Below are 19673 nucleotides of genomic sequence, written 5' to 3' on the forward strand. Positions count from 1 at the left end.
GGACAAGGTTTTTTCGTTATTAATAGCCTAGCACCCTCCGCTCGTCACAATTGTCCATCAAGCTACAGAGGCCGTTGTAACTGATATTATACTAGCAGTTAGCAATCAGCCTTTTCAGTAATCAGATGTGAGTTTTCAGCTTTTTTCTCCCCAACTCCGGCACTCCCCCACTCCCCCAACCCCTTTTTTACTTTTTACTTAAGATGACAGATTATTTAGTTTCCCTGACAATTTGGGCGGGTATTTACGCGATTTTTGCCCTCGGTTTAAATCTACAATGGGGATTTACTGGCTTAATTAACTTTGGTCACGTTGCTTTTGCCACTTTAGGGGCTTATGCAACGGTTTTATTGACTTTACAGGGTGTACCGATGATTTTTGCCGCCATTGTCGGGGCGCTCCTAGGGGCATTGTTGGGATTAGCCATCGGTTTTTCCACCCTGAGATTAAGGGCCGATTATCTAGCGATTGTCACCATCGGGGTGTCTGAGTTAATTCGTTTGCTGGTGCTTAACGAGGATTGGTTAACGAAGGGCAGTTTCGGACTACAACGTTATCCCCTACCTTTGGATATAAATCCCAGTTTTCCCGTCAAATTATTAATTATTGCCCTGTTTACCCTGCTTGCTATCTTTGCTCTCTGGCAATTGGGGCGCAATCTGCAACGACAATGGCGCGAAGCGGGGCAAATTAGCGGCAAAAGCTATCAACCGACGCAAAAGAGAGCTTTAATCTTTTGGGGGCTGTTAGGGGCGATAATCCTGCTTTTTCTGTATATAAACGGTGTAATTGCCTTGAATGACTATAATTACAAAGCCGGGCTGATGGTGGTAGTTTTAGTCCTCCTCGCTCTCGTTTATACTGGTTTAGAATTACTTTTGCGATCGCCTTGGGGACGCATCCTCAAAGCGATTCGGGAAGATGAAGAAATTCCCCGGGCTTTAGGAAAAAATGTCTTTTGGTATAAGTTACAATCTTTGATGTTAGGCGGTGCGATTGCTGGTTTGGCTGGGGCTTTTTTAGCATGGCAATTAACCACTATTTACCCGACTAATTTTGAACCGTTATTGACTTTTAACGCTTGGATTATTATCATTCTCGGTGGCTCTGGTAGCAATGCCGGCACCTTACTAGGATCAATAATTTTCTGGGCTTACGATTCCCTGACTCGCTTTATTCTGCCCCAATTAGATATTTTTAATGACAGCCAATTAGGGGCTTTACGGATTATGATTATCGGTCTGCTGCTCATGGTTTTAATGATCTGGCGACCCCAGGGTATCCTCGGCAAAAAAGAGGAGTTAACTTTGGGAAAATAATTTCAGTTATCAGTTATCAGTTATCAGTGATTAGTTAACAGTGATTAGATTTGAATATTAAGTGAACAGTATTAAATAACAGTTGTCTAAGGACTTAAGCAAAATTAATTACACATTTAAATAATCCTATTGCCTATTGCCTATTGCCTGTCTCAACTAAGAAATTTATTTCCCACGACTACTTACTGTCTTTTCACTGATTACTGTTTAATGTTTACTGATAACTGATGTTTATCTGATCAATTATGTTACTTTCTGCCAAAGGATTATCGAAAAGTTTTGGAGGCATTCGCGCCGTCAATAATGCTTATTTGGATGTGCCGCAGGGCAGTATCACCGGGTTAATCGGACCAAATGGAGCCGGCAAAACCACACTTTTTAACCTTTTATCTAATTTTATTCGCCCAGATAAAGGAGAAGTTTTTCTTGATGGTCAGCCAATTCATCAGCTGCCTCCCTATCAAATTGCCCTAAAAGGATGTGTGAGAACTTTTCAAGTAGCAAGGGTATTATCCCGATTAACGGTGTTAGAAAATATGCTCTTAGCTAGTCCGGGGCAAACGGGCGAAAATTTTCTGAAAGTCTGGTTTCAGGGGGCAAAAATTCGCCAACAGGAACAGGAAAATCGTGCCAAAGCTTTGGAGATATTAGATTCGATCGGTCTGGGGGAAAAAGCGCACGATTATGCGGGAGCTTTATCGGGAGGACAGCGGAAATTATTAGAGATTGGCCGAGCGCTAATGACCGAGCCAAAATTAATTTTATTAGATGAACCGGCCGCCGGAGTTAATCCCACTTTAATCGGTCAAATCAGCGACCATATTATCGAGTGGAATCGTCAGGGAATTACCTTTTTAATTATCGAGCATAATATGGATGTGATTATGTCCCTTTGTCACTACGTTTGGGTATTAGCAGAAGGGACAAATTTAGCCGATGGCATTCCCAGCGAAATCCAAAAAAACGAGCGGGTTTTAAAGGCTTATTTAGGAGACTAAAGCTAATTTTTGCACCTGTTCAACAAAGTTAGCCAGAATTTTTAAGCCATTAGTCGAGGATTTTTCCGGGTGAAACTGCACCGCCACCAAACGCTCACGAGCGATCGCTGCCGTCACCGTTTGACTGCCGTGGGTGACGGTGGCGGCAGTTAGATGACTATCAAGGGGATCGACATAATAGGAATGGACAAAATAGACGTGAGGGTGCGGGGGTAATCCCTGCCAAAGAGCATGATCCGGCTGGGTGAAGTCTAATTGATTCCAACCCATGTGGGGAATGGTAATGCCAGGTTCCGAGCGAAAACGGCGCACTGTCCCCGGAATAACCCCTAAACCCGCCTCTTGTCCTTCCTCTGATGAGTCAAAGAGAATTTGTAAACCGAGACAGATACCGAGAAAGGGTTTACCGTTAGCGATCGCTGCTTTGATCGGTTTTTCGAGATGACGGGCCCGAATTTGCCGGACAGCAGGATCAAAAGAACCGACTCCGGGTAAGACAATAGCGTCAGCTTTTTCGAGATCGAGGGGAGAATCGGTAATTTTCGGCACTGCACCCACGGTTTCCAGTCCTTTACAGGCAGAGTGCAGATTTCCCATGTCATAATCGATGACAGCTATTAAGGTCATTGCTATATACTGATCAGGCGATGACCTTATTTTAGAGCAATCACGCCGCTAAATTAGGTCTTGACTCAAAAAGCAATTAAGGTCATTGTTATATACTGATCATCCGAAAGTTTCTAAAGCCATAGCCTCTCCGTTTTCTTAGTTGAAGTTGCCAACGAAAGCCAAACACCAGAGCCTATTTACTAGGAGAGCGGGAAGCAGAGAGAAAAAATCCCTAACCGAGCAGTATTGACGGACCCGCCATCACCCCGACAATTTGTCGGTCTAACTGTTCTAAATTTTCCGCCGGTTCAAGGCAGCATAACCCTTGACAAATTAACCCAAATGTGCTAGGGGGCAAACTGTCATCGACTCGATACACCGCAGTGGGCAAATAGCGACCTAACAGCGGCTCGATCGAGCTTTCCGGGGCGCGCAGACAGAAACCGTGAAGATAGTGATCGAGGGCAACAAATAAACTGGGGCAAGCGGTGGGGGACTGTTCTAGGATGGTACTAAAAGATTGCAAGGCCTTTTCGGCCCGATCGAGATATTCTAGATTTTCCGTCAATCGCGACAGACGCACTAAATTAGCGATCGCAATTCCGTTGGCTGAAGGGGTGGCATTATCCGTATAACCCCGTTCTCGCACGATCAGATCGAGACTATGATCGGAAGCAGTATTAAAATATCCCCCCTCATCCTCGGCCCAAAACCAGCGATCAAATTCCCCCTGTAGATCGATAGCCGCCTCTAACCAGCCAGTTTCTTGGGGTTTAGCGGTTTGCAAGTCCAGCAAAGCCTTAATAAAATAGGCAAAATCCTCCGATTGGGCTAAAACCGAGGCCTGACCCTGATAATTCAAGCGCTGAAAACGGCCATCTAACCACTGATGCTTGAGAATAAACTCGGCCGCGACCGTAGCCATTTGCCAGTACAAAGGTTCGCTAAAGACGGCAAAGGCCCGGGCTAAACCGGAAATCATCAAACTATTCCAAGCGACGATCATTTTCGTATCCGTTACCGCCGGAATGCGTCCCGGCCAAGAGACGGTTTTCGCCTCCTGATTGTCTCTGGCGGGGGGAAAAAGAGCTAATTGGGCTTGAGAACTGCCATAACGCCGAATAAATAACTTATCGAGCAGATTTTCTATCTCCTTCCCTAATTCTCCCCCTTGCCGACGTTGCAGCACATTACGACCCTCAAAATTCCCCTCGGCAGTGACGGTAAAATTAGCCTGCAGCAGCCCCAATTCCTCGGTCGAGAGATAATCCCTTAACGACCGATCCGACCAGACATAAAAGGCCCCTTCCTCCGGTTCCCCATCCGTGGCCTTCTCAAAACTATCGGCATCTTGGGCCGCATAAAAATAGCCTTCTGGGGCGGTCATTTCCCGTTTTAGCCAGTTAACCGTGCCTTTAATCCCTCTCTCAAAGGCCGCTTCTCGATTACCCGCACTCCACAAATTGGCTAAATATTCGACAATTTGCCCGTTATCGTAGAGCATTTTTTCAAAATGGGGAACTGTCCACGTCGAATCCACCGTATAACGATGGAATCCTCCCCCTACATGGTCATAGATTCCCCCCAGGGCCAGATCTTCCCCCCGTTGATAGGCCGCTTGCCGGAGGGAATCCTCAAAATCGTCACCAAAGCGACTACCCTGCAAAGCCAGATGAGAATATGGAATCATCGGAAAACTGGGCCGACCGTAATTATTGGGATTAACCCGAATCACCGCCGTATTTGTCTCGATTCCTGTGGCTAAAAGGGAAGGTTCGGCTAAATTGGTCTCTGCTCGCGGTAAAATAGCCGATTGACGCAGTGCGCCCAGCATTTCGGCCGTGAATTTGCTTAATTTTTCCTTTTCCTCGTCATAATAGCGACGTACAGATTGCAACACTTGCAGAAAACCGGGCCGGTTAAAGCGCGGTTGCACGGGAAAATAGGTGCCACCATAGAAGGGAATTAAACTATCGGGTGTTAGGAAGACATTCAGAGGCCAACCCCCTTGACCGACCATCATCTGCAATGCTTGCATATAGATACTATCGATGTCCGGTCTTTCCTCGCGATCAACTTTGATCGGCAAAAAATACTGATTGAGATAATCGGCAATGGCTCGATCGGAAAACGCTTCTCCTTCCATAACCGTACACCAATGACAGCTAGAATAACCGATCGAGAGAAAGATCGGTTTATCTTCTCTCCTGGCAATTTCTAGGGCGCTGTCACACCAATACCACCAATCGATCGGGTTTTCGGCGTGTTTTCGCAGGTAAAGACTTTCAGATTCAGCCAGATGATTAGCCATGGGAAAAGGGGTATTTTTGCTCTTGCTGCTTATTAGTTTAAGCTAATTAGAGACTAACCGGAATCAAGCCTCTGCTTATGCTGAAAACTTCGATCGCCCTAGGATTTTTTCTCACTCAATCTTTGTCCCTTAACCCGGAAGTGCAGGGGGTGGCTAATCATTTAATTGGGGTTATGGATACGACGCAACAAGCGCAGACTAACCCGCGCATTGCTAAGGTGCAAATGACTACCTGTGCCGTGGATTTTTCCCCCAAACAGGATAGTATTTATCTTTATCAGGAACAGGCAATTATCGATCGCTTAAATCAACCCTATCGTCAAAGAATTTTAGTCATTCAACCTAGCCCCGATAATTCCACTGTGGAATCAAAAGCTTATAAGTTAAATAATGCCCCTAACTTTATTAATTTTTGTAACAAAGACTTGACAGAAAGAAAATTAAATGTATCAGATTTGTCCGAGTCGGTGTGTACTGTGTTTTTACAACCGATAGCGGGGGGTTATCGGGGAGAAACTCCCCCCCAGGGTTGTCCCACGAATGCCAGAGGTGCGGTGAAAATAACTAATACAATTATTCTACATTCCCAGGGCATGGATACCAGCGATCGAGGTTATGATAGCAGCGGGCAGCAGGTATGGGGAGCGCAGGATAATTTCTATCAATTTCGCTGGCAAAAACCCTAAAATCGGCTTTCTTGTTTCATTAATGCCACATCGGCAGCAAAATAGGTCAAAATCAAATCGGCCCCCGCTCGTTTCATACTGATTAAAGTTTCCAAAATCAGGCTTTTTTCGTCAATCCAGCCCTGTTTTGCCGCCGCTTTAATCATTGCGTATTCACCACTGACGTTGTAAGCGGCGACGGGAAGATGGCTACTATCGCGCAGACGACGGATAATATCGAGGTAGGCCAGAGCGGGCTTAACCATAATAATATCTGCCCCTTCTGTTATGTCTAAACTGGCTTCCCGTAACGCTTCCCGACTATTAGCCCCATCCATTTGATAGGTTTTCTTATCACCAAATTTTGGCGCTGATTCTAAGGCATCTCGGAAGGGACCATAATAAGCAGAGGCATATTTAGCCGTATAAGCGAGAATTCCCACATCCAGATACCCAGCCGCATCTAAAGCTCGACGGATCGCCCCAACCCTACCATCCATCATATCGGAAGGAGCGACGAAATTAGCCCCGGCTGCCGCTTGCGAGAGCGACATTTTCACTAAAACTTCCAGGGTTTCATCGTTGAGAATTTTACCGTCCTCCACAATACCATCATGACCATAAATCGAAAAAGGATCGAGGGCCACATCGGTAATAATAATTATTTCAGGTACTTCTTTTTTAATCGCTTTCACCGCCCTTGGCACTAAACCATCGGGATTATAACTTTCTCTACCGAAATTATCTTTTTTATCTTCGGCAATCAGGGGGAAAAGAGCGATGGCATTAATGCCTAAATTATAAGCATTAACCACTTCTTTGAGCAATAAATCAAGGGAATAACGATAACAATCGGGCATAGAAGGAATAGCCACCTTTTGATTTTCTCCCTCCATGATAAAGAGGGGATAAATCAAGTCATTAACGGTTAATTCGGTTTCACGAACAAGACTGCGAATCGCTGGAGTATAACGAAGACGACGGGGACGAATCAGCATGATAACAGCGCGTCAAAAATAAAAAGTAAACAGTAAATAGCTGGTTTTGCTCTAGTTTTTTACCTAGGAAAAAACTGGGGATAGGACGATCAAATAATCCCAATCCCCCTGAGTAATTAGTGAAAATCGGGACTATGACGAATCAAACTCATAAACTCTTGACGAGTCTTAGCAGAATCGGCAAAAATACCGCGCACGGCACTCGTAGAAGTCCAAGAACCGGGTTTTTCAACCCCGCGCATTACCATACACATATGAGTCGCTTCAATCACCACAGCTACCCCTTGAGGTTGTAGTAATCCCTGCAAAGCATCGGCAATTTGTGCGGTTAAACGTTCCTGTACTTGCAGTCGTCTGGCGTACATTTCACAGATGCGGGCAATTTTCGATAAACCGATCACTTTCCCGTTAGGAATATAGGCAACATGAGCGCGGCCGATAATTGGTAAAATATGGTGTTCACAGGAGCTAAAAATATCGATGTCTCGGATTAAAACCATCTCGTTAGCATCCTCGTGAAAAACTGCCCCATTCAGCAATTCATCAAGTGATTGCTGATAACCAGAAGTGAGAAATTTTAGGGCTTTTACTACTCGTTTAGGAGTGTCTCGTAAACCTTCGCGATCGGGATCTTCTCCTAATCCTAACAGCAGTGTTCGTACTGCTTGCATCATCTCGGCTTCTGATACCGGCGATTGAGGTTCGGTAATCACTTCGGGAAAGTGATTGTAGTCATCATTGTCGAAAATTGCTTTGGACTTAGCTAAGGTCATAGATATTTTTACAGACTCCAATAGTTAATTAATCGGCAAAGTTTTCTGATTTTACCAATGTCAATAAATACCCTTTGCTAAAGTATTTATTTTTCTGGGCATCTAGACGATAACTAATGAAAGCTATCGGGTTATTCCCTCGTCTTTGGGGTTATCTCCGTGGGGAAATATTGAGGGCAGGATTTTAATACATAATTAATCTATCTTGTCAAGTAGTTCATGTGTTTGCTTGAGTGGTTTGCTTGGAATGATAATCGTTATCATTTTAACAAAAAATTTAGATTTACCAACAAAAATTTTGTCGCCAGATAAATATAGTCCCGTTAAGTTATTTAACTTATTTTGAAGATATAGGCATATTTTGCGATTTTATCGCCTATATTCAGCAATATTACTGATTTTTTGCTATTCTTCCTCCGAGTATCAATTCGCCGGAGAAGCAAGGCGATCGAGAAAGAGGATTCCTTCCAGATGATCCTATTCGTGTTGAAAGATACCCCAAGCTAACTAAAAATCTTTTCGAGCGCGTTTTTCCTGCGATCGGGATCTAATTCGATATATCGCTGTAAATTCGCGATTGAAGGGTGGCCGCTCACAGCTTGAACAGTCTGGAGGTCGGTTCCCTGGCGTGACAATTCGGTGATACAACCCACATTCCGCACTTCAAATTGTAGTATAACTGGTAGCATATAAAATGAAAAATCAATTAAGTATTTATACTTGTAGTCTCAGGGGAGAAAAAGTGAGAAACTAAAAAGCTTCTCAAAAAATATTCAAGTCAAGAAAAATGTCAAATTAGGAGTAGATCAGCGAGAGAAAATAACATTTTGATCGCTAATTGCTTACTATCAGTCTTAACCAAATTCTTAAATATTGCTGAAATCGTTTAAAACTGACTGAAAGTATTGGCTAATTTATCAGCAATTCCCTCGATCCAAATTTCATCTTGTTTAGTATAACTGCGCGGCGCATTTGCCGCCAAAATTAACACCCCTTCCTTACCGATGGGTTGACAGATTAAGCCTTGAGTGTTTTCTGGCAAATAGTCAAACTCGATTTTAGCGGGATATAAATTTAAATTAACTAAATAGACGGCTTTACCGGTTTCTAAAACTCTTTTGATAATATTACTAACTTTAACTTCAGAATTCTGGCTTAAGATACCGCGACGTAAGAGAACTTGTCCCCGATAATAAACGATCAGAGATTTTGTCGCGGTGTTAGTTAAAAGTAAATGGGAAGCCCAGGCAAGCTCAATTTTAACCGGTTCTGGCAAATCTGGGGCAAATTCCAGACCTTCGCGCCCGATTAATTCCACAGCATCCGGTAAGCGGGGTTGAACTCTTTGCCAGATTAAACCCACCAAAATTAAAACCCCACTCAAAATCACTCCCATCACATCGGAACGCGCTTGCGATGGGGTTAAATCGGCAGTGGCAAAACGATTAAACATTAATACCGTACCCCCGACGATGCCGGCGAACAGGGGTAACAGTCTTAAAATACGATTGGGATCAGCTGGTGCCATAGCTGAGAACTATTCCTCGTCTAGTTCTAAAATCCGCTGGAAAAGATAGCCTGTACCTCTAGCGGTGAGAATTAACTCAGGATTGCTGGGATCATCCTCTAATTTGGCTCGTAAACGGGAAATATGCACATCCACCACCCGCGTATCCACATGACGTTCGGGGGTATAACCCCAAACTTCCTGAAGGATTTCCGAGCGGGAAAAAGCTTCTCCCGAGCGACTGACCAATAATTCTAGTAAACTAAATTCCATACCGGTCAGACGGATGCGTTCATCTCCCTTATACACTTGGCGTTTATTGGTATCGATTTTAATCGAACCGATATGAATCACACCGGAACTGGGAATCCCCGGGGCGCCATTTTTCTCTACCCGACGCAACACCGAACGAATCCGCGCTTCGAGTTCTTTGGGAGAAAAAGGTTTAACTACATAGTCATCCGCGCCCAATTCTAGCCCAGTAATTCGATCGGCCACATCCCCCAAAGCCGTTAACATAATGATAGGAATATCCGATTCTTTGCGGAGTTCCTGACAGACACCGTAACCGTCTAATTTCGGCATCATCACATCCAAAACCACTAAATCGGGTTCGGCGGTGCGGAAGGTTTCTAAAGCTTCCTCGCCGTCGGCGGCGGTGACGACTTCATAACCAATCATCGACAAACGAGTCTCTAAGATACGACGGATGCTGGCTTCATCATCAACAACGAGAATTTTTTCCTTCTGGTTCTCCAACTGAATTAACACTCCTTAGTTAAATAGTGTGATGAATTTTAAAGTTAAATAACGAGCGTTCCTGTTTATAGAATATCCCTTTGCCGTTATCATTAAGCCTAAATTTCCTATTTTATTTCTTTTATGGCAATTATCAATAACTTTAGGGTCTTGCTTACCCTATATCATACTTAACTAAATTTGACAAGAGAATTGATCCCCAAACCGCTTTTCTTCAACTTTTCTTAAAAAACATGGCGAAATCGCGAACAATATATATCTGTAGCGCTTGTGGGGCGGAATCTCCCCAATGGTTGGGAAAATGCCCCAGTTGTGACACCTACGGGACGCTAGAAGAACAAGTGATGGCTGGTGGCAATAATCCGGCGGTAAATCGCCCAGGATGGCAAAATAGTCGCCCAAATAACGGCAAAGGACAACGCAACCCGCAACCGCGCATCTCGGTTCGCTTCTCGGAAATTACCCAGTATGAACAGGAACGTTTTCCCTCCGGTTACGGGGAATTCGATCGCGTTCTCGGTGGTGGCATCGTCCCCGGTTCTCTTGTACTAATTGGTGGCGATCCAGGTATCGGCAAATCGACGCTTTTACTGCAAGTTACCAACCAACTCGCCCAAAGATTACCGCGCATCCTCTACGTTTCCGCCGAAGAATCGGGACAACAGATTAAACTGCGGGCTGCCCGTTTAGGAGTGGGAGTGGTCCCCGTGGAGTCGGAAAATAACGGCAATGGCAAGGAGAAAAAAGCCTCTGAATCAACCGCAGAACTCGATAATCATCTCTACGTTCTGCCAGAAACCGATTTAGAGGAAATTTTGCGGGAATTAGAATCTCTACGCCCACAGGTGGCGGTAATTGACAGTATTCAAACTCTTTATTTTGGGGCGTTAACTTCCGCACCGGGATCTGTCGCCCAAGTTCGCGAATGTACCTCCGCCTTGATGCAGGTGGCAAAACGGGAGAATATTACTTTATTAATTGTCGGTCATGTGACTAAAGAAGGGGCGATCGCTGGTCCGCGAGTTTTGGAACATTTGGTCGATACAGTGTTATATTTTGAAGGCGATCGCTATGCCTCCCATCGTCTCTTAAGATCCGTGAAAAACCGTTTTGGGGCAACCCATGAGATCGGTATTTTCGAGATGGTGGATCACGGTTTGGTGGAAGTGGAAAACCCCTCAGAATTGTTTTTAGGCAATCGCGACGAATTTTCCCCAGGTACGGCGACGGTGGTAGCCTGTGAAGGTACACGCCCGATTGTGGTGGAGTTACAGGCATTAGTTAGCCCTACCAGCTATGCTTCCCCGCGAAGATCGACTACTGGCATAGAATACAACCGATTACAGCAAATTCTCGCCGTTTTAGAAAAGCGCGTCGGTATTCCTTTATCGAAATTAGATGCCTATGTTGCTTCCGCAGGAGGGTTGGGAGTGGAAGAACCGGCGGCGGATCTGGGAGTTGCGATCGCTGTTGTCGCCAGTTTTCGCGATCGAGTCGTGGATCCGCGCACAGTCTTAATCGGGGAAGTGGGATTAGGCGGACAAGTACGCTTGGTGTCGCAAATGGAACTAAGATTAAAAGAAGCGGCTAAATTGGGCTTTAAACGGGCGATTGTCCCCAGAGGTCAAGTTTATCCCGAAGATGTGGGCTTAGAAATTGTTCCAGTCGGCAAGGTAATCGAGGCAATTGTCGCCGCAATTCCCCCCCAGCAGCGCTTTGGGGAAGATATGGAAGACGAGGAAGGGGAAGGGCAAGAATAACGGTACAATGCTAAAAAAGATTAAATTACTTGGGAGATTTTCACCATGTCTGTGTTAGCTGTTGCTGCTTTAGCGGGTTATCTGATCGTTTTTACCGGAATTGCCCTCGGTCTCTTTTTCGGTCTGCGCGCCGCTAAAATTATCTAGTATATAAACAGTAAAAAAGCTGTAGTGATCGGTTTAACTGGTCACTATTGCCAATTTTAGGGGAGATAAAAAATGACTATTATTCCCGACTTAAAAACTCTCTACGAAATTGATGATTCTCTCTGGTTAGAAGAAACTATCGAACTGCTCAAGGCTAAAAATTTTGAAGCGCTAGACTTAGAAAACTTGATCGAGGAGTTAGAAGACTTGGGAAACGAGAAAAAGTTTCGTGTTGCTAGTTTTTTACAGCAAATTATTAGACATTGTTTATTATTACAGTTTTGGACAAGGGAAAGAGAATATAATCAAGCTCATTGGAAAGCAGAGATAATAAGTTTTCAATATCAGTTACAGCGTTATTTAACCACAAATCTTCGCAAATATCTAGAACAGGAATTTGAGCAAATTTACTTTGAGTCTGTGCAATATGTTCGTAAAAAAACTGATAATAAAGTCAACTTTCCTGATACTTGTCCCTACAGTTTAGAAGAACTTCTCGATCCTAATTGGTTACCATTCGACAATCAAGGAGATAAAAAATGACTGTTATTCCCGACTTAAAAACTCTCTATGAGATTGATGATTCCCTCTGGTTAGAAGCAACCATAGAACTCTTGAAGAATAAAAGATATGAAGCTTTAGATTTAGAAAACTTAATCGAGGAGTTAGAAGACTTGGGAAACGAAAAAAGGTTTCGTGTTGCTAGTTTTTTACAGCAAATTATTAGACATGGTTTATTATTACAATTTTGGACAAGGGAAAGAGAATATAATCAAGCTCATTGGGAATCAGAACTGGTAAATTTTCAAGATCAATTAAATACCTACCTAACGGCAAGTTTACGGAAATATTTAGAACAAGAATTTGATAATATTTATCAGAAGGCACTCCGTTATGTGAGAAAAAAGACCAACAATCAAGTCATTTTTCCCGATACTTGTCCCTACAGTTTAGAAGAACTTCTCGATCCTAATTGGCTACCATCTGACAATCAAGGAGATAAAAAATGACTGTTATTCCCGACTTAAAAACTCTCTACGAAATTGATGATTCTCTCTGGTTAGAAAAAACTATCGAATTCTTAAAAGCGAAGAGATTTGACGCTTTAGATTTAGACAATTTAATCGAGGAGTTAGAAGACTTGGGAAACGAAAAAAAGTTTCGTGTTGCTAGTTTATTAGAGCAAATTATTAGACATTTCTTACTCCTACAGTTCTGGACAGAGGAAAGAGCATATAATCAGGATCACTGGGAGTTAGAAATAGTCAACTTTCAAATTCAGCTAAAAAGACGTTTAACCACTAATCTCTGTAATTATTTACAAAATGAGTTAACTAACATTTATGAAGATGCAGTTTTCTTTGTGCGGAAAAAGACAAAAAATAAAGTTACTTTCCCCGATAGTTGTCCCTACAGTTTAGAAGAACTTCTCGATCCTAATTGCCTGCCATCTTATCATCAAGGAGATAAAAAATGACTGTTATTCTCAACTTAAAAACTCTCTACGAAATTGATGATTACCTCTGGTTAGAAGAAACTATAGAACTTTTGAAGAATAAAAGATATGAAGCTTTAGATTTAGAAAACTTAATCGAGGAGTTAGAAGATTTAGGAAGCGAGAAAAAGTTTCGTGTTGCCAGTTTATTAGAGCAAATTATCAGACATTGTTTACTCCTACAATTTTGGGAAGATGAAAGAACATATAATCGTAGTCATTGGCGCTCAGAAATTGTCAATTTTAAAAACCAGATCGATACTTATTTAACTACTAATCTCCGCAATTATCTCACTCAAGAATTACCTCGCATTTATCAGAAAGCCTTAAATTATGTTAGAGAAAAAACCGATAATCAAGTTAGTTTTCCTGGGGAATGTCCCTACAGTTTAGAAAATCTCCTTGATCTCGATTGGTTTCCTCCAGAAAATGAATAAAGGAAAAAACGAAATGCTGAAAAAGTTTCTACGTTGGCTGATTATTGGGGGAACCTTATTTTTTGTTCTCAGTAACCTTAAAAATAACTGGGATAACGTCACCTCAGTTAGAATTGAAAATCATGGCTGGTTATTTCTTTTCTTGGCACTTGTAACCACCGTTATTGCTCAAATTTGGGCAGGATGGGTGTGGACATGGATACTCAAAAGCTATCAACAACCGATTAAAACCTCCGCAGGAATTGGCATCTATATGATTACCAATTTAGGAAAATATCTACCCGGTAATATCGGTCACTTTTATGCTCGCATCGTGGCAATTAATAAAGCAGGAAGTGATTGGGGAACCGCTAGTTTAAGCGTTTTATTAGAACTTTTATTACTGGTATGTGCAGCCTTAGCCATAGCAGTTATTGCTAGTGGTTTAGGTTGGATGAAATCTAGCTCAAGTCTAGGGATACAGATATTAGTTTTAGGATTAATTTTAATTGGCATTCATCCCAAATTTTTAAATTATCCTCTCAAAATCCTTAGCAAAAAGAAAAAGATTGCTCAAGAACCTGTTTATCTAACTAAATATCCTCTCGTCCCCCTCTTGGGTGAAACTGGATTTTTATTGTGGCGCGGTGCGGGTTTTATTTTAGCTTGGATGGTATTAAAAATGATTACCCCCGCTCAGATTTTACCCCTACTAGGAACCTTTAGTTTTGCTTGGTTATTGGGTTTAGTTGTCCCCGGAGCGCCGGGAGGACTAGGAGTGTTTGAAGCTACAGTAATCGCACTTTTAGACACAGAAAAATTTCCCGCTGCTAACGTACTTGTCACCGTTGCGATCTATCGTTTAATTAGCATTCTCTCCGAAGTCATTGCCGCCGGAATCGGGACAAAATTAGTTAAAGATAAAGCCAAGTTTTTTGGTTAGCTTAAGGATATTAGTCGGGTGTGTTAGCCCGATGTAACGCACCCAGAAGAAAAGTTTTGATCATTGTTAAGCCAAGATAATTTCCTCAACTCCTAACATCTATCTCCTCACTCCTAAATTCTGATGTAACATAGGATCAATAATCAGCAAAAACATGGATACTCCCACCTAGAGAGGCCGAAAAAATGACGATTGCCAAAAGCGACGAAACTGCCACCTCTCCGGCACTGATAGAAGAAGATTTCGAGGACTTCTGGGAACCCCCCCCACCCCCCACAGACTTAATTTTTGATGATGGTGAACCATTGGAAAGCAACCGACACCGCATTGCCATGAATGTCTTGATTCGCTCCCTACAGCAGGGTTACGGCGAACGAGACGACTTCTACACCGGTGGCAATATGTTTATTTATTTCAGCCGTGAACAGGCGAAAAATCGCGATTTTCGCGGGCCAGATTTCTTCGCTGTCCTCAATGTCGATGGCAAGAGAGAGCGACAGGGTTGGGTAATTTGGGAAGAAGAGGGACGTTATCCCGACGTTATCGTAGAATTAACCTCTCCTAGTACCGCCAGAACCGATAAAGTGCGAAAAAAAGCCATTTATGAGGGAACCTTCCGCACGCCAGATTATTTCATCTACGATCCTTTCGATGGCAATTCTTTACAAGGATGGCATTTAGGGGCCGACCAACGCTACCATTCTTTAGAACGAAACGAGCGCGGCTGGTTATGGTGCGAAAGCTTAGGCTATTGGTTGGGAACTTGGCAGGGGACTATTGACCGAGAAACGGCAATTTGGGCGAGATTTTATGACCCAGAAGGCAATTTAATCCCCTTGCCAGAAGAAGCGGCCCAGGAGCAAGCAGCCGCAGCCCAGGAGCAAGCGGCTGCAGCACAGGAGCAATTAAATGCTACTCAGCAAGCTCTGGAAGAGGAAAGACAGCGTTCTCAACAGCTGGCGGCTCGTTTGCGAGAAATGGGGATAGAGCTATAGTATAGCTGTATTTGTTTAGGTGAGGAGGTAAACTACTGGTGTTCCTCCTCCCTCAAAGTCGGTTAATTTCTCCTTTCACGGTTGAGGGAGCCTGTAATCCCAGTGTATTTGAAATCTAGCGCGACACCTGTTTGCTGCTTTGATTACCTTTTGGACAGTGGGTAATTATTGATCAGATTTTTCTTTTATTCTTCCTTAAACAGTAAACAGTGAACTGAAAACTCAAATCTGATAACTGATAACTGATAACTGATAACTGTCTCAACCAGGAAATTTATTTGGCACGACTACTTATATGTCTAATCTATCTTTGGGCGCACAACCCCCCCTCGAATTTATCCACCCTGACCTTAATCCCTTGCTTTTAAGGGGATGTCAAATCTTTTTACCTCTCTGGTTACAAACTAAAACCAATTTAAGAGAAATTTCCGCCGCCAATCTAGAAACTTTAATCACATTTTATCAAAAAAGTCAAGAGAAAAAAGTCCGTTTACTGCTGGCTTTTCGTCATCCCAGTATTAACGATCCCTACTGTATGGCCTATCTTTTGTGGAAATTAGTACCCAAAAAAGCCAAAGAGTTAGGAATAAAATTACCAGCACCCATTCACGCTCATTTTATGTACGATCGAGGGATTCCTTTATGGGCTGGAGAAAGGGTAGGATGGTTATATTCTAAGTTAGGTGGCACACCAATTCAACGGGGAAAAGCCGATTTAATCGGATTGCGATCGGCTCGTCGTTTATTATTAGAAGGAGATTATCCTCTAGCTGCCGCTCCGGAAGGGGCAACTAACGGACATAATGAGCTTGTCAGTGCTATTGAACCGGGTATTTCTCAATTGGCTTTTTGGGGTGTGGATGATGTCAAAAAAGCTAAACAACAGCAGGAAGTAATTATTTTACCTATTGGTATTCAGTATTTTTATTTGACTCCAGTGTGGCCAGAAATCGAGCAAATTTTAACTAATTTAGAAACCGATAGCGGTTTAGAAACAATCCCGAATTCATCCTCAAAAGAAAAGGTTTTATACGAGCGTCTTTTTCGGTTAGGAGAAAGATTATTATCTTTAATGGAGGATTTTTATCGAGATTTCTACTATCAATCTTTGCCAGTAGTGCCTGCCAATGGTGATGATCCAAACGAAACCCTAGCCAAACGTTTAGCCAATTTATTAGATGTGGCCTTACAAACCGTAGAAAAGTATTTTAATGTTTCTCCTAATGGTAATGTAATCGATCGCTGTCGTCGTTTGGAACAAGCAGGATGGGAACGCATTTATCGGGAAGAATTAAAACCCACTCATTCTATTTCTCCCCTTGAATTAGGATTAGCTGATCGCCTGGCCGATGAAGCTAATTTAAAAATGTGGCACATGAGAATTGTGGAAAGTTTCGTGTCAGTAACTGGTTATTATGTCAAAGAAAAACCCACCGTAGAAAGATTTGCCGAGACAATTCTCTTACTCTGGGATTTAGTGACAAGAATTAAGGGAGGTAATCCCTTTTTCCGTCCCCAAATTGGTCAACAAAAAGCTATAATAACTATTGGTAAACCTATTTCCGTATCCGAGCGCTATGGCGATTATAAAAGTGATCGACGCTCGGCCGTAGCACAATTAACCCAAGATTTACAAACCAGTTTAGAAAGTTTAATTATTCATCAGTAGATAATTAATATCAAAATGTTTTAATTTTTTCTTCTATCTATGAGCAAATATAAAACTTTGCATATCAAAGAATCTATCTCTCTTTTAAAAGTCTATCTGCTAGAGGCCGAAAAAACTCAGCCGATACAAGCATTGATTGATTTTAAAACATCTCAGTCTTATAATATTAGACAGTTTGCTCAATTTTCAGATTATAGCTATAGCACATTATACAAGTGGTTTAGTCGTTATCGTCAGCAAGGAATTAGAGAATTTATCAAAGTTAATCCTCTAGAATCAACCATTGGAGAAACATTAATTAATCGAGACGGTGAAGTTGTTTTTTACCAAGAAATATTTAATGATAAACAAAGTGAATATTTGCTAAATATTTTACAAAATGAGATAGCTTGGCGACAGGATTATATAAAAATGATGGGGCAAACCTTACCTCTACCTCGATTAACTGCTTGGTATGGCGATTCAGATAAATCCTATACTTATTCAGGAATTAATATGAATCCTCTGGCTTGGACAGATACCTTATTATATATTAAAGAGAGAGCGGAAACTCTAGCAGGTACGAAATTTAACAGCGTGCTTCTGAATTTTTATCGAGATGGTCGAGATAGCGTCGCTTGGCATAGTGATGATGAACCAGAATTAGGCAAAAATCCAGTTATCGCATCGGTTAGTTTTGGAAGTACAAGGAGATTTTCACTTAAACACAAACAGGAGGAAGATATTATCAATCTTGATCTAACATCAGGTAGTTTGCTCATCATGCGCGGAGCAACTCAACACCACTGGTTGCATCAATTACCCAAAACTAATCACAATATTTCTGCGAGAATTAATCTTACTTTCAGGACTATTATCTAACCATGAACGAACTTGACAACTTATATGATTTAATTCTAGAAAATTTAAGTTCTCTGAATAAATCCCAGGGAAAAAGTCTTAATATTCAATCTTACTTACAATCTTTGCAACCTGATGTTAAACGACTAAGAAGTAGTTTTCATACTAATCATGTAAGTGTAGATTATTCTAATTATAACACTCAGGCTGCTTACTTACTGGCTTACTATCCTCATTATGTAGAAATGACTTATCGAGCTTTGGAAAGCTTGCAACAAAAAGACCCTAGTTTGATGCAGCTAGTTTTTGACAAAAAACATCTCAAAGTTTGTTTATTTTGTGCGGGTGCTGCACCTGAAGCTCTTGGTTTATTAAGTTTTGTACGACAATTTTACCCAGAAGTAAAATCTATAGTTATCTATTCCTACGACCTATATTCTGATACTTGGCGAACGAGTCAAGACATCACTAAAAATATAATCAACAATTGCTTTAAAGACTATCATTTTGCCTTGTTAACTCGTACTTTAAATATAAATTATGTTAAGGATGTAACGAAGATAATGCCTACAATTGAAAGCACTGATATTTTTATGCTTCAAAATTGCTTAAATGAACTTAAAACTAATCAATTACAAAGCATTATTTTTTTGCTTAATTATCAACCAGAAAGAAGTTTACTATTGATTAATGATTTAAAAAAACATAAAATAGCCCAAAATATGGAAAGGCAGATACAAAGTAAAATTTCATACACAAAATTAGAAAGTAAACGAGAATATAATCAAGAAATATTTAGACAATTTGCTGGTGGCAATGACTTTAAATCTTCCTTAAAACTACCATCAATTTTAAGAGAAAATTTACTAACAGGAGAAGATGGACTAATTCCAAGAGAGAAGACTAGCTACAGTTATGTATGTGTCTACAAAGTTTTCTCTGATGTAGGAAACTCTCCTGAATTAGATACTTTTTATAATTCTGGTGATTTGTCAGAACAAGTTAACCGATTACCAACTCAGTTTAATAGTTTTGATGTTAAGCTAGAACAGTTATTAGCTGTTGAAAGTAATTATTTAAAAATTTCTGAGATTGTAGAATCCTATGATCAAAAATTAGAGGAATTTCAGACAACCTTACAAAAGGAAAAAGATACAATACAAGCAGATTTAGAAACTCTTATATCTAATATACAAAATCTTGAGACTAAGAACTCGAAACAAGAAATTAAGTTAGAGGAAATTGAGCGCAGACTGAATCGTTTTGAGGAAGAACGAAAAAACTTAACACGGCAACTAGAGAGAAATCGCAAAGCCGTTATATTCGCTATTTTAATCTCTTCGGGTCTAATTCCCCGCCGCTCGCGGCGTATAATAGAAAAATGAGTGAATACATCCATAAGAGCCATAATGTAAGTGTTTTGCTATATCATTTAGTGTTCCCAGCCAAATATCGTAAAGCCGTTTTCG

21 protein-coding genes and 2 pseudogenes are annotated in these 19673 nt (G+C 41.6%); 15 read left to right on the top strand and 8 right to left on the bottom strand.

Annotated elements, in window-relative coordinates:
• Positions 1 to 203 precede the first annotated feature (203 nt).
• Positions 204 to 1319, top strand: a complete 1116-nt coding sequence (locus IM462_RS18595; protein WP_002786566.1) for a branched-chain amino acid ABC transporter permease — start codon at positions 204 to 206, stop codon at positions 1317 to 1319.
• 245 nt (positions 1320 to 1564) lie between these two features.
• Positions 1565 to 2317, top strand: coding sequence for an ABC transporter ATP-binding protein (locus IM462_RS18600; RefSeq protein WP_159296725.1), 753 nt, complete (start codon positions 1565 to 1567; stop codon positions 2315 to 2317).
• Here the strand turns inward: IM462_RS18600 and hisH are convergent.
• Complete coding sequence (gene hisH, locus IM462_RS18605; RefSeq protein ID WP_287703804.1) at positions 2306 to 2944, bottom strand: imidazole glycerol phosphate synthase subunit HisH; 639 nt, start codon at positions 2942 to 2944, stop codon at positions 2306 to 2308. The two genes, IM462_RS18600 and hisH, sit on opposite strands and share 12 nt — an antisense overlap.
• A 214-nt stretch (positions 2945 to 3158) precedes the next feature.
• Positions 3159 to 5237: a thioredoxin domain-containing protein gene (locus IM462_RS18610; protein ID WP_287703806.1), complete on the bottom strand. Its 2079-nt coding sequence runs from the start codon at positions 5235 to 5237 to the stop codon at positions 3159 to 3161.
• Positions 5238 to 5314: 77 nt separating this feature from the next.
• On the opposite strand from IM462_RS18610, the gene IM462_RS18615 reads away from it, so the two are divergent.
• Positions 5315 to 5923, top strand: a complete 609-nt coding sequence (locus tag IM462_RS18615) for a chromophore lyase CpcT/CpeT (RefSeq protein WP_287703808.1) — start codon at positions 5315 to 5317, stop codon at positions 5921 to 5923.
• Here the strand turns inward: IM462_RS18615 and hemB are convergent.
• From hemB to rpaB, 6 genes and pseudogenes are all read right to left on the bottom strand, one after another.
• Positions 5920 to 6900 (bottom strand): porphobilinogen synthase, encoded by a 981-nt coding sequence (gene hemB, locus IM462_RS18620; RefSeq protein ID WP_287703810.1) that lies wholly within the window; start codon positions 6898 to 6900, stop codon positions 5920 to 5922. The genes IM462_RS18615 and hemB overlap by 4 nt on opposite strands.
• Positions 6901 to 7016: 116 nt before the next feature.
• Positions 7017 to 7673: a GTP cyclohydrolase I FolE gene (gene folE / locus IM462_RS18625; protein ID WP_287703811.1), complete on the bottom strand. Its 657-nt coding sequence runs from the start codon at positions 7671 to 7673 to the stop codon at positions 7017 to 7019.
• Positions 7674 to 8096: 423 nt separating this feature from the next.
• Positions 8097 to 8168 (bottom strand): annotated as a pseudogene (locus tag IM462_RS21120) (peptide deformylase); the annotation flags it as partial.
• An 8-nt stretch (positions 8169 to 8176) separates the two neighbouring features.
• Positions 8177 to 8362, bottom strand: coding sequence for a hypothetical protein (locus tag IM462_RS18630; protein ID WP_287703813.1), 186 nt, complete (start codon positions 8360 to 8362; stop codon positions 8177 to 8179).
• A 197-nt stretch (positions 8363 to 8559) separates the two neighbouring features.
• Positions 8560 to 9201, bottom strand: a complete 642-nt coding sequence (locus tag IM462_RS18635; protein WP_287703815.1) for a cofactor assembly of complex C subunit B — start codon at positions 9199 to 9201, stop codon at positions 8560 to 8562.
• A 9-nt stretch (positions 9202 to 9210) separates the two neighbouring features.
• Entirely contained in the window at positions 9211 to 9939 is a 729-nt protein-coding gene (rpaB, locus tag IM462_RS18640) for a response regulator transcription factor RpaB (protein WP_002734727.1), read from the bottom strand.
• A gap of 233 nt (positions 9940 to 10172) precedes the next feature.
• Here rpaB and radA point away from each other — a divergent pair, with 233 nt between their 5' ends.
• The 12 genes and pseudogenes from radA to IM462_RS18700 all read left to right on the top strand — a co-directional run.
• On the top strand, positions 10173 to 11699 hold the full coding sequence (gene radA, locus IM462_RS18645) for a DNA repair protein RadA (RefSeq protein WP_287703817.1): 1527 nt from the start codon (positions 10173 to 10175) through the stop codon (positions 11697 to 11699).
• A 45-nt stretch (positions 11700 to 11744) separates the two neighbouring features.
• Entirely contained in the window at positions 11745 to 11846 is a 102-nt protein-coding gene (gene petL / locus IM462_RS18650; protein ID WP_002791324.1) for a cytochrome b6-f complex subunit PetL, read from the top strand.
• Positions 11847 to 11918: 72 nt separating this feature from the next.
• Positions 11919 to 12389, top strand: a complete 471-nt coding sequence (locus IM462_RS18655) for a DUF29 domain-containing protein (protein WP_287703819.1) — start codon at positions 11919 to 11921, stop codon at positions 12387 to 12389.
• Positions 12386 to 12856 carry a DUF29 domain-containing protein gene (locus IM462_RS18660; protein WP_287703821.1) on the top strand — a complete coding sequence of 157 codons (471 nt, stop codon included), beginning with the start codon at positions 12386 to 12388 and terminating at the stop codon, positions 12854 to 12856. The genes IM462_RS18655 and IM462_RS18660 overlap by 4 nt, the downstream gene beginning before the upstream one ends.
• Positions 12853 to 13323: a DUF29 domain-containing protein gene (locus IM462_RS18665; RefSeq protein WP_287703823.1), complete on the top strand. Its 471-nt coding sequence runs from the start codon at positions 12853 to 12855 to the stop codon at positions 13321 to 13323. The genes IM462_RS18660 and IM462_RS18665 overlap by 4 nt, the downstream gene beginning before the upstream one ends.
• A complete protein-coding gene (locus IM462_RS18670; protein ID WP_287703825.1) occupies positions 13320 to 13778 on the top strand; it encodes a DUF29 domain-containing protein in 459 nt (152 codons plus the stop codon). The genes IM462_RS18665 and IM462_RS18670 overlap by 4 nt, the downstream gene beginning before the upstream one ends.
• The gene (locus IM462_RS18675) at positions 13771 to 14700 is read left to right on the top strand and encodes a lysylphosphatidylglycerol synthase transmembrane domain-containing protein (protein ID WP_287703827.1); all 930 of its coding nucleotides are present in this window, start codon (positions 13771 to 13773) and stop codon (positions 14698 to 14700) included. The genes IM462_RS18670 and IM462_RS18675 overlap by 8 nt, the downstream gene beginning before the upstream one ends.
• Positions 14701 to 14885: 185 nt before the next feature.
• The gene (locus IM462_RS18680) at positions 14886 to 15695 is read left to right on the top strand and encodes a Uma2 family endonuclease (protein ID WP_287703829.1); all 810 of its coding nucleotides are present in this window, start codon (positions 14886 to 14888) and stop codon (positions 15693 to 15695) included.
• Between the two features lie 295 nt (positions 15696 to 15990).
• Positions 15991 to 17364, top strand: coding sequence for a 1-acyl-sn-glycerol-3-phosphate acyltransferase (locus IM462_RS18685; protein WP_287703831.1), 1374 nt, complete (start codon positions 15991 to 15993; stop codon positions 17362 to 17364).
• A gap of 39 nt (positions 17365 to 17403) precedes the next feature.
• Positions 17404 to 18225, top strand: a complete 822-nt coding sequence (locus tag IM462_RS18690; RefSeq protein ID WP_287703832.1) for an alpha-ketoglutarate-dependent dioxygenase AlkB — start codon at positions 17404 to 17406, stop codon at positions 18223 to 18225.
• A 2-nt stretch (positions 18226 to 18227) separates the two neighbouring features.
• Entirely contained in the window at positions 18228 to 19589 is a 1362-nt protein-coding gene (locus IM462_RS18695) for a hypothetical protein (RefSeq protein WP_287703833.1), read from the top strand.
• Positions 19586 to 19673: pseudogene (locus IM462_RS18700) on the top strand (IS200/IS605 family transposase); the annotation flags it as partial. The gene IM462_RS18695 and the pseudogene IM462_RS18700, both read left to right, overlap by 4 nt.

The sequence above is a fragment of the Microcystis sp. M144S2 genome, from assembly GCF_020246065.1.
Taxonomy (GTDB): Bacteria; Cyanobacteriota; Cyanobacteriia; order Cyanobacteriales; family Microcystaceae; genus Microcystis; species Microcystis ichthyoblabe_A.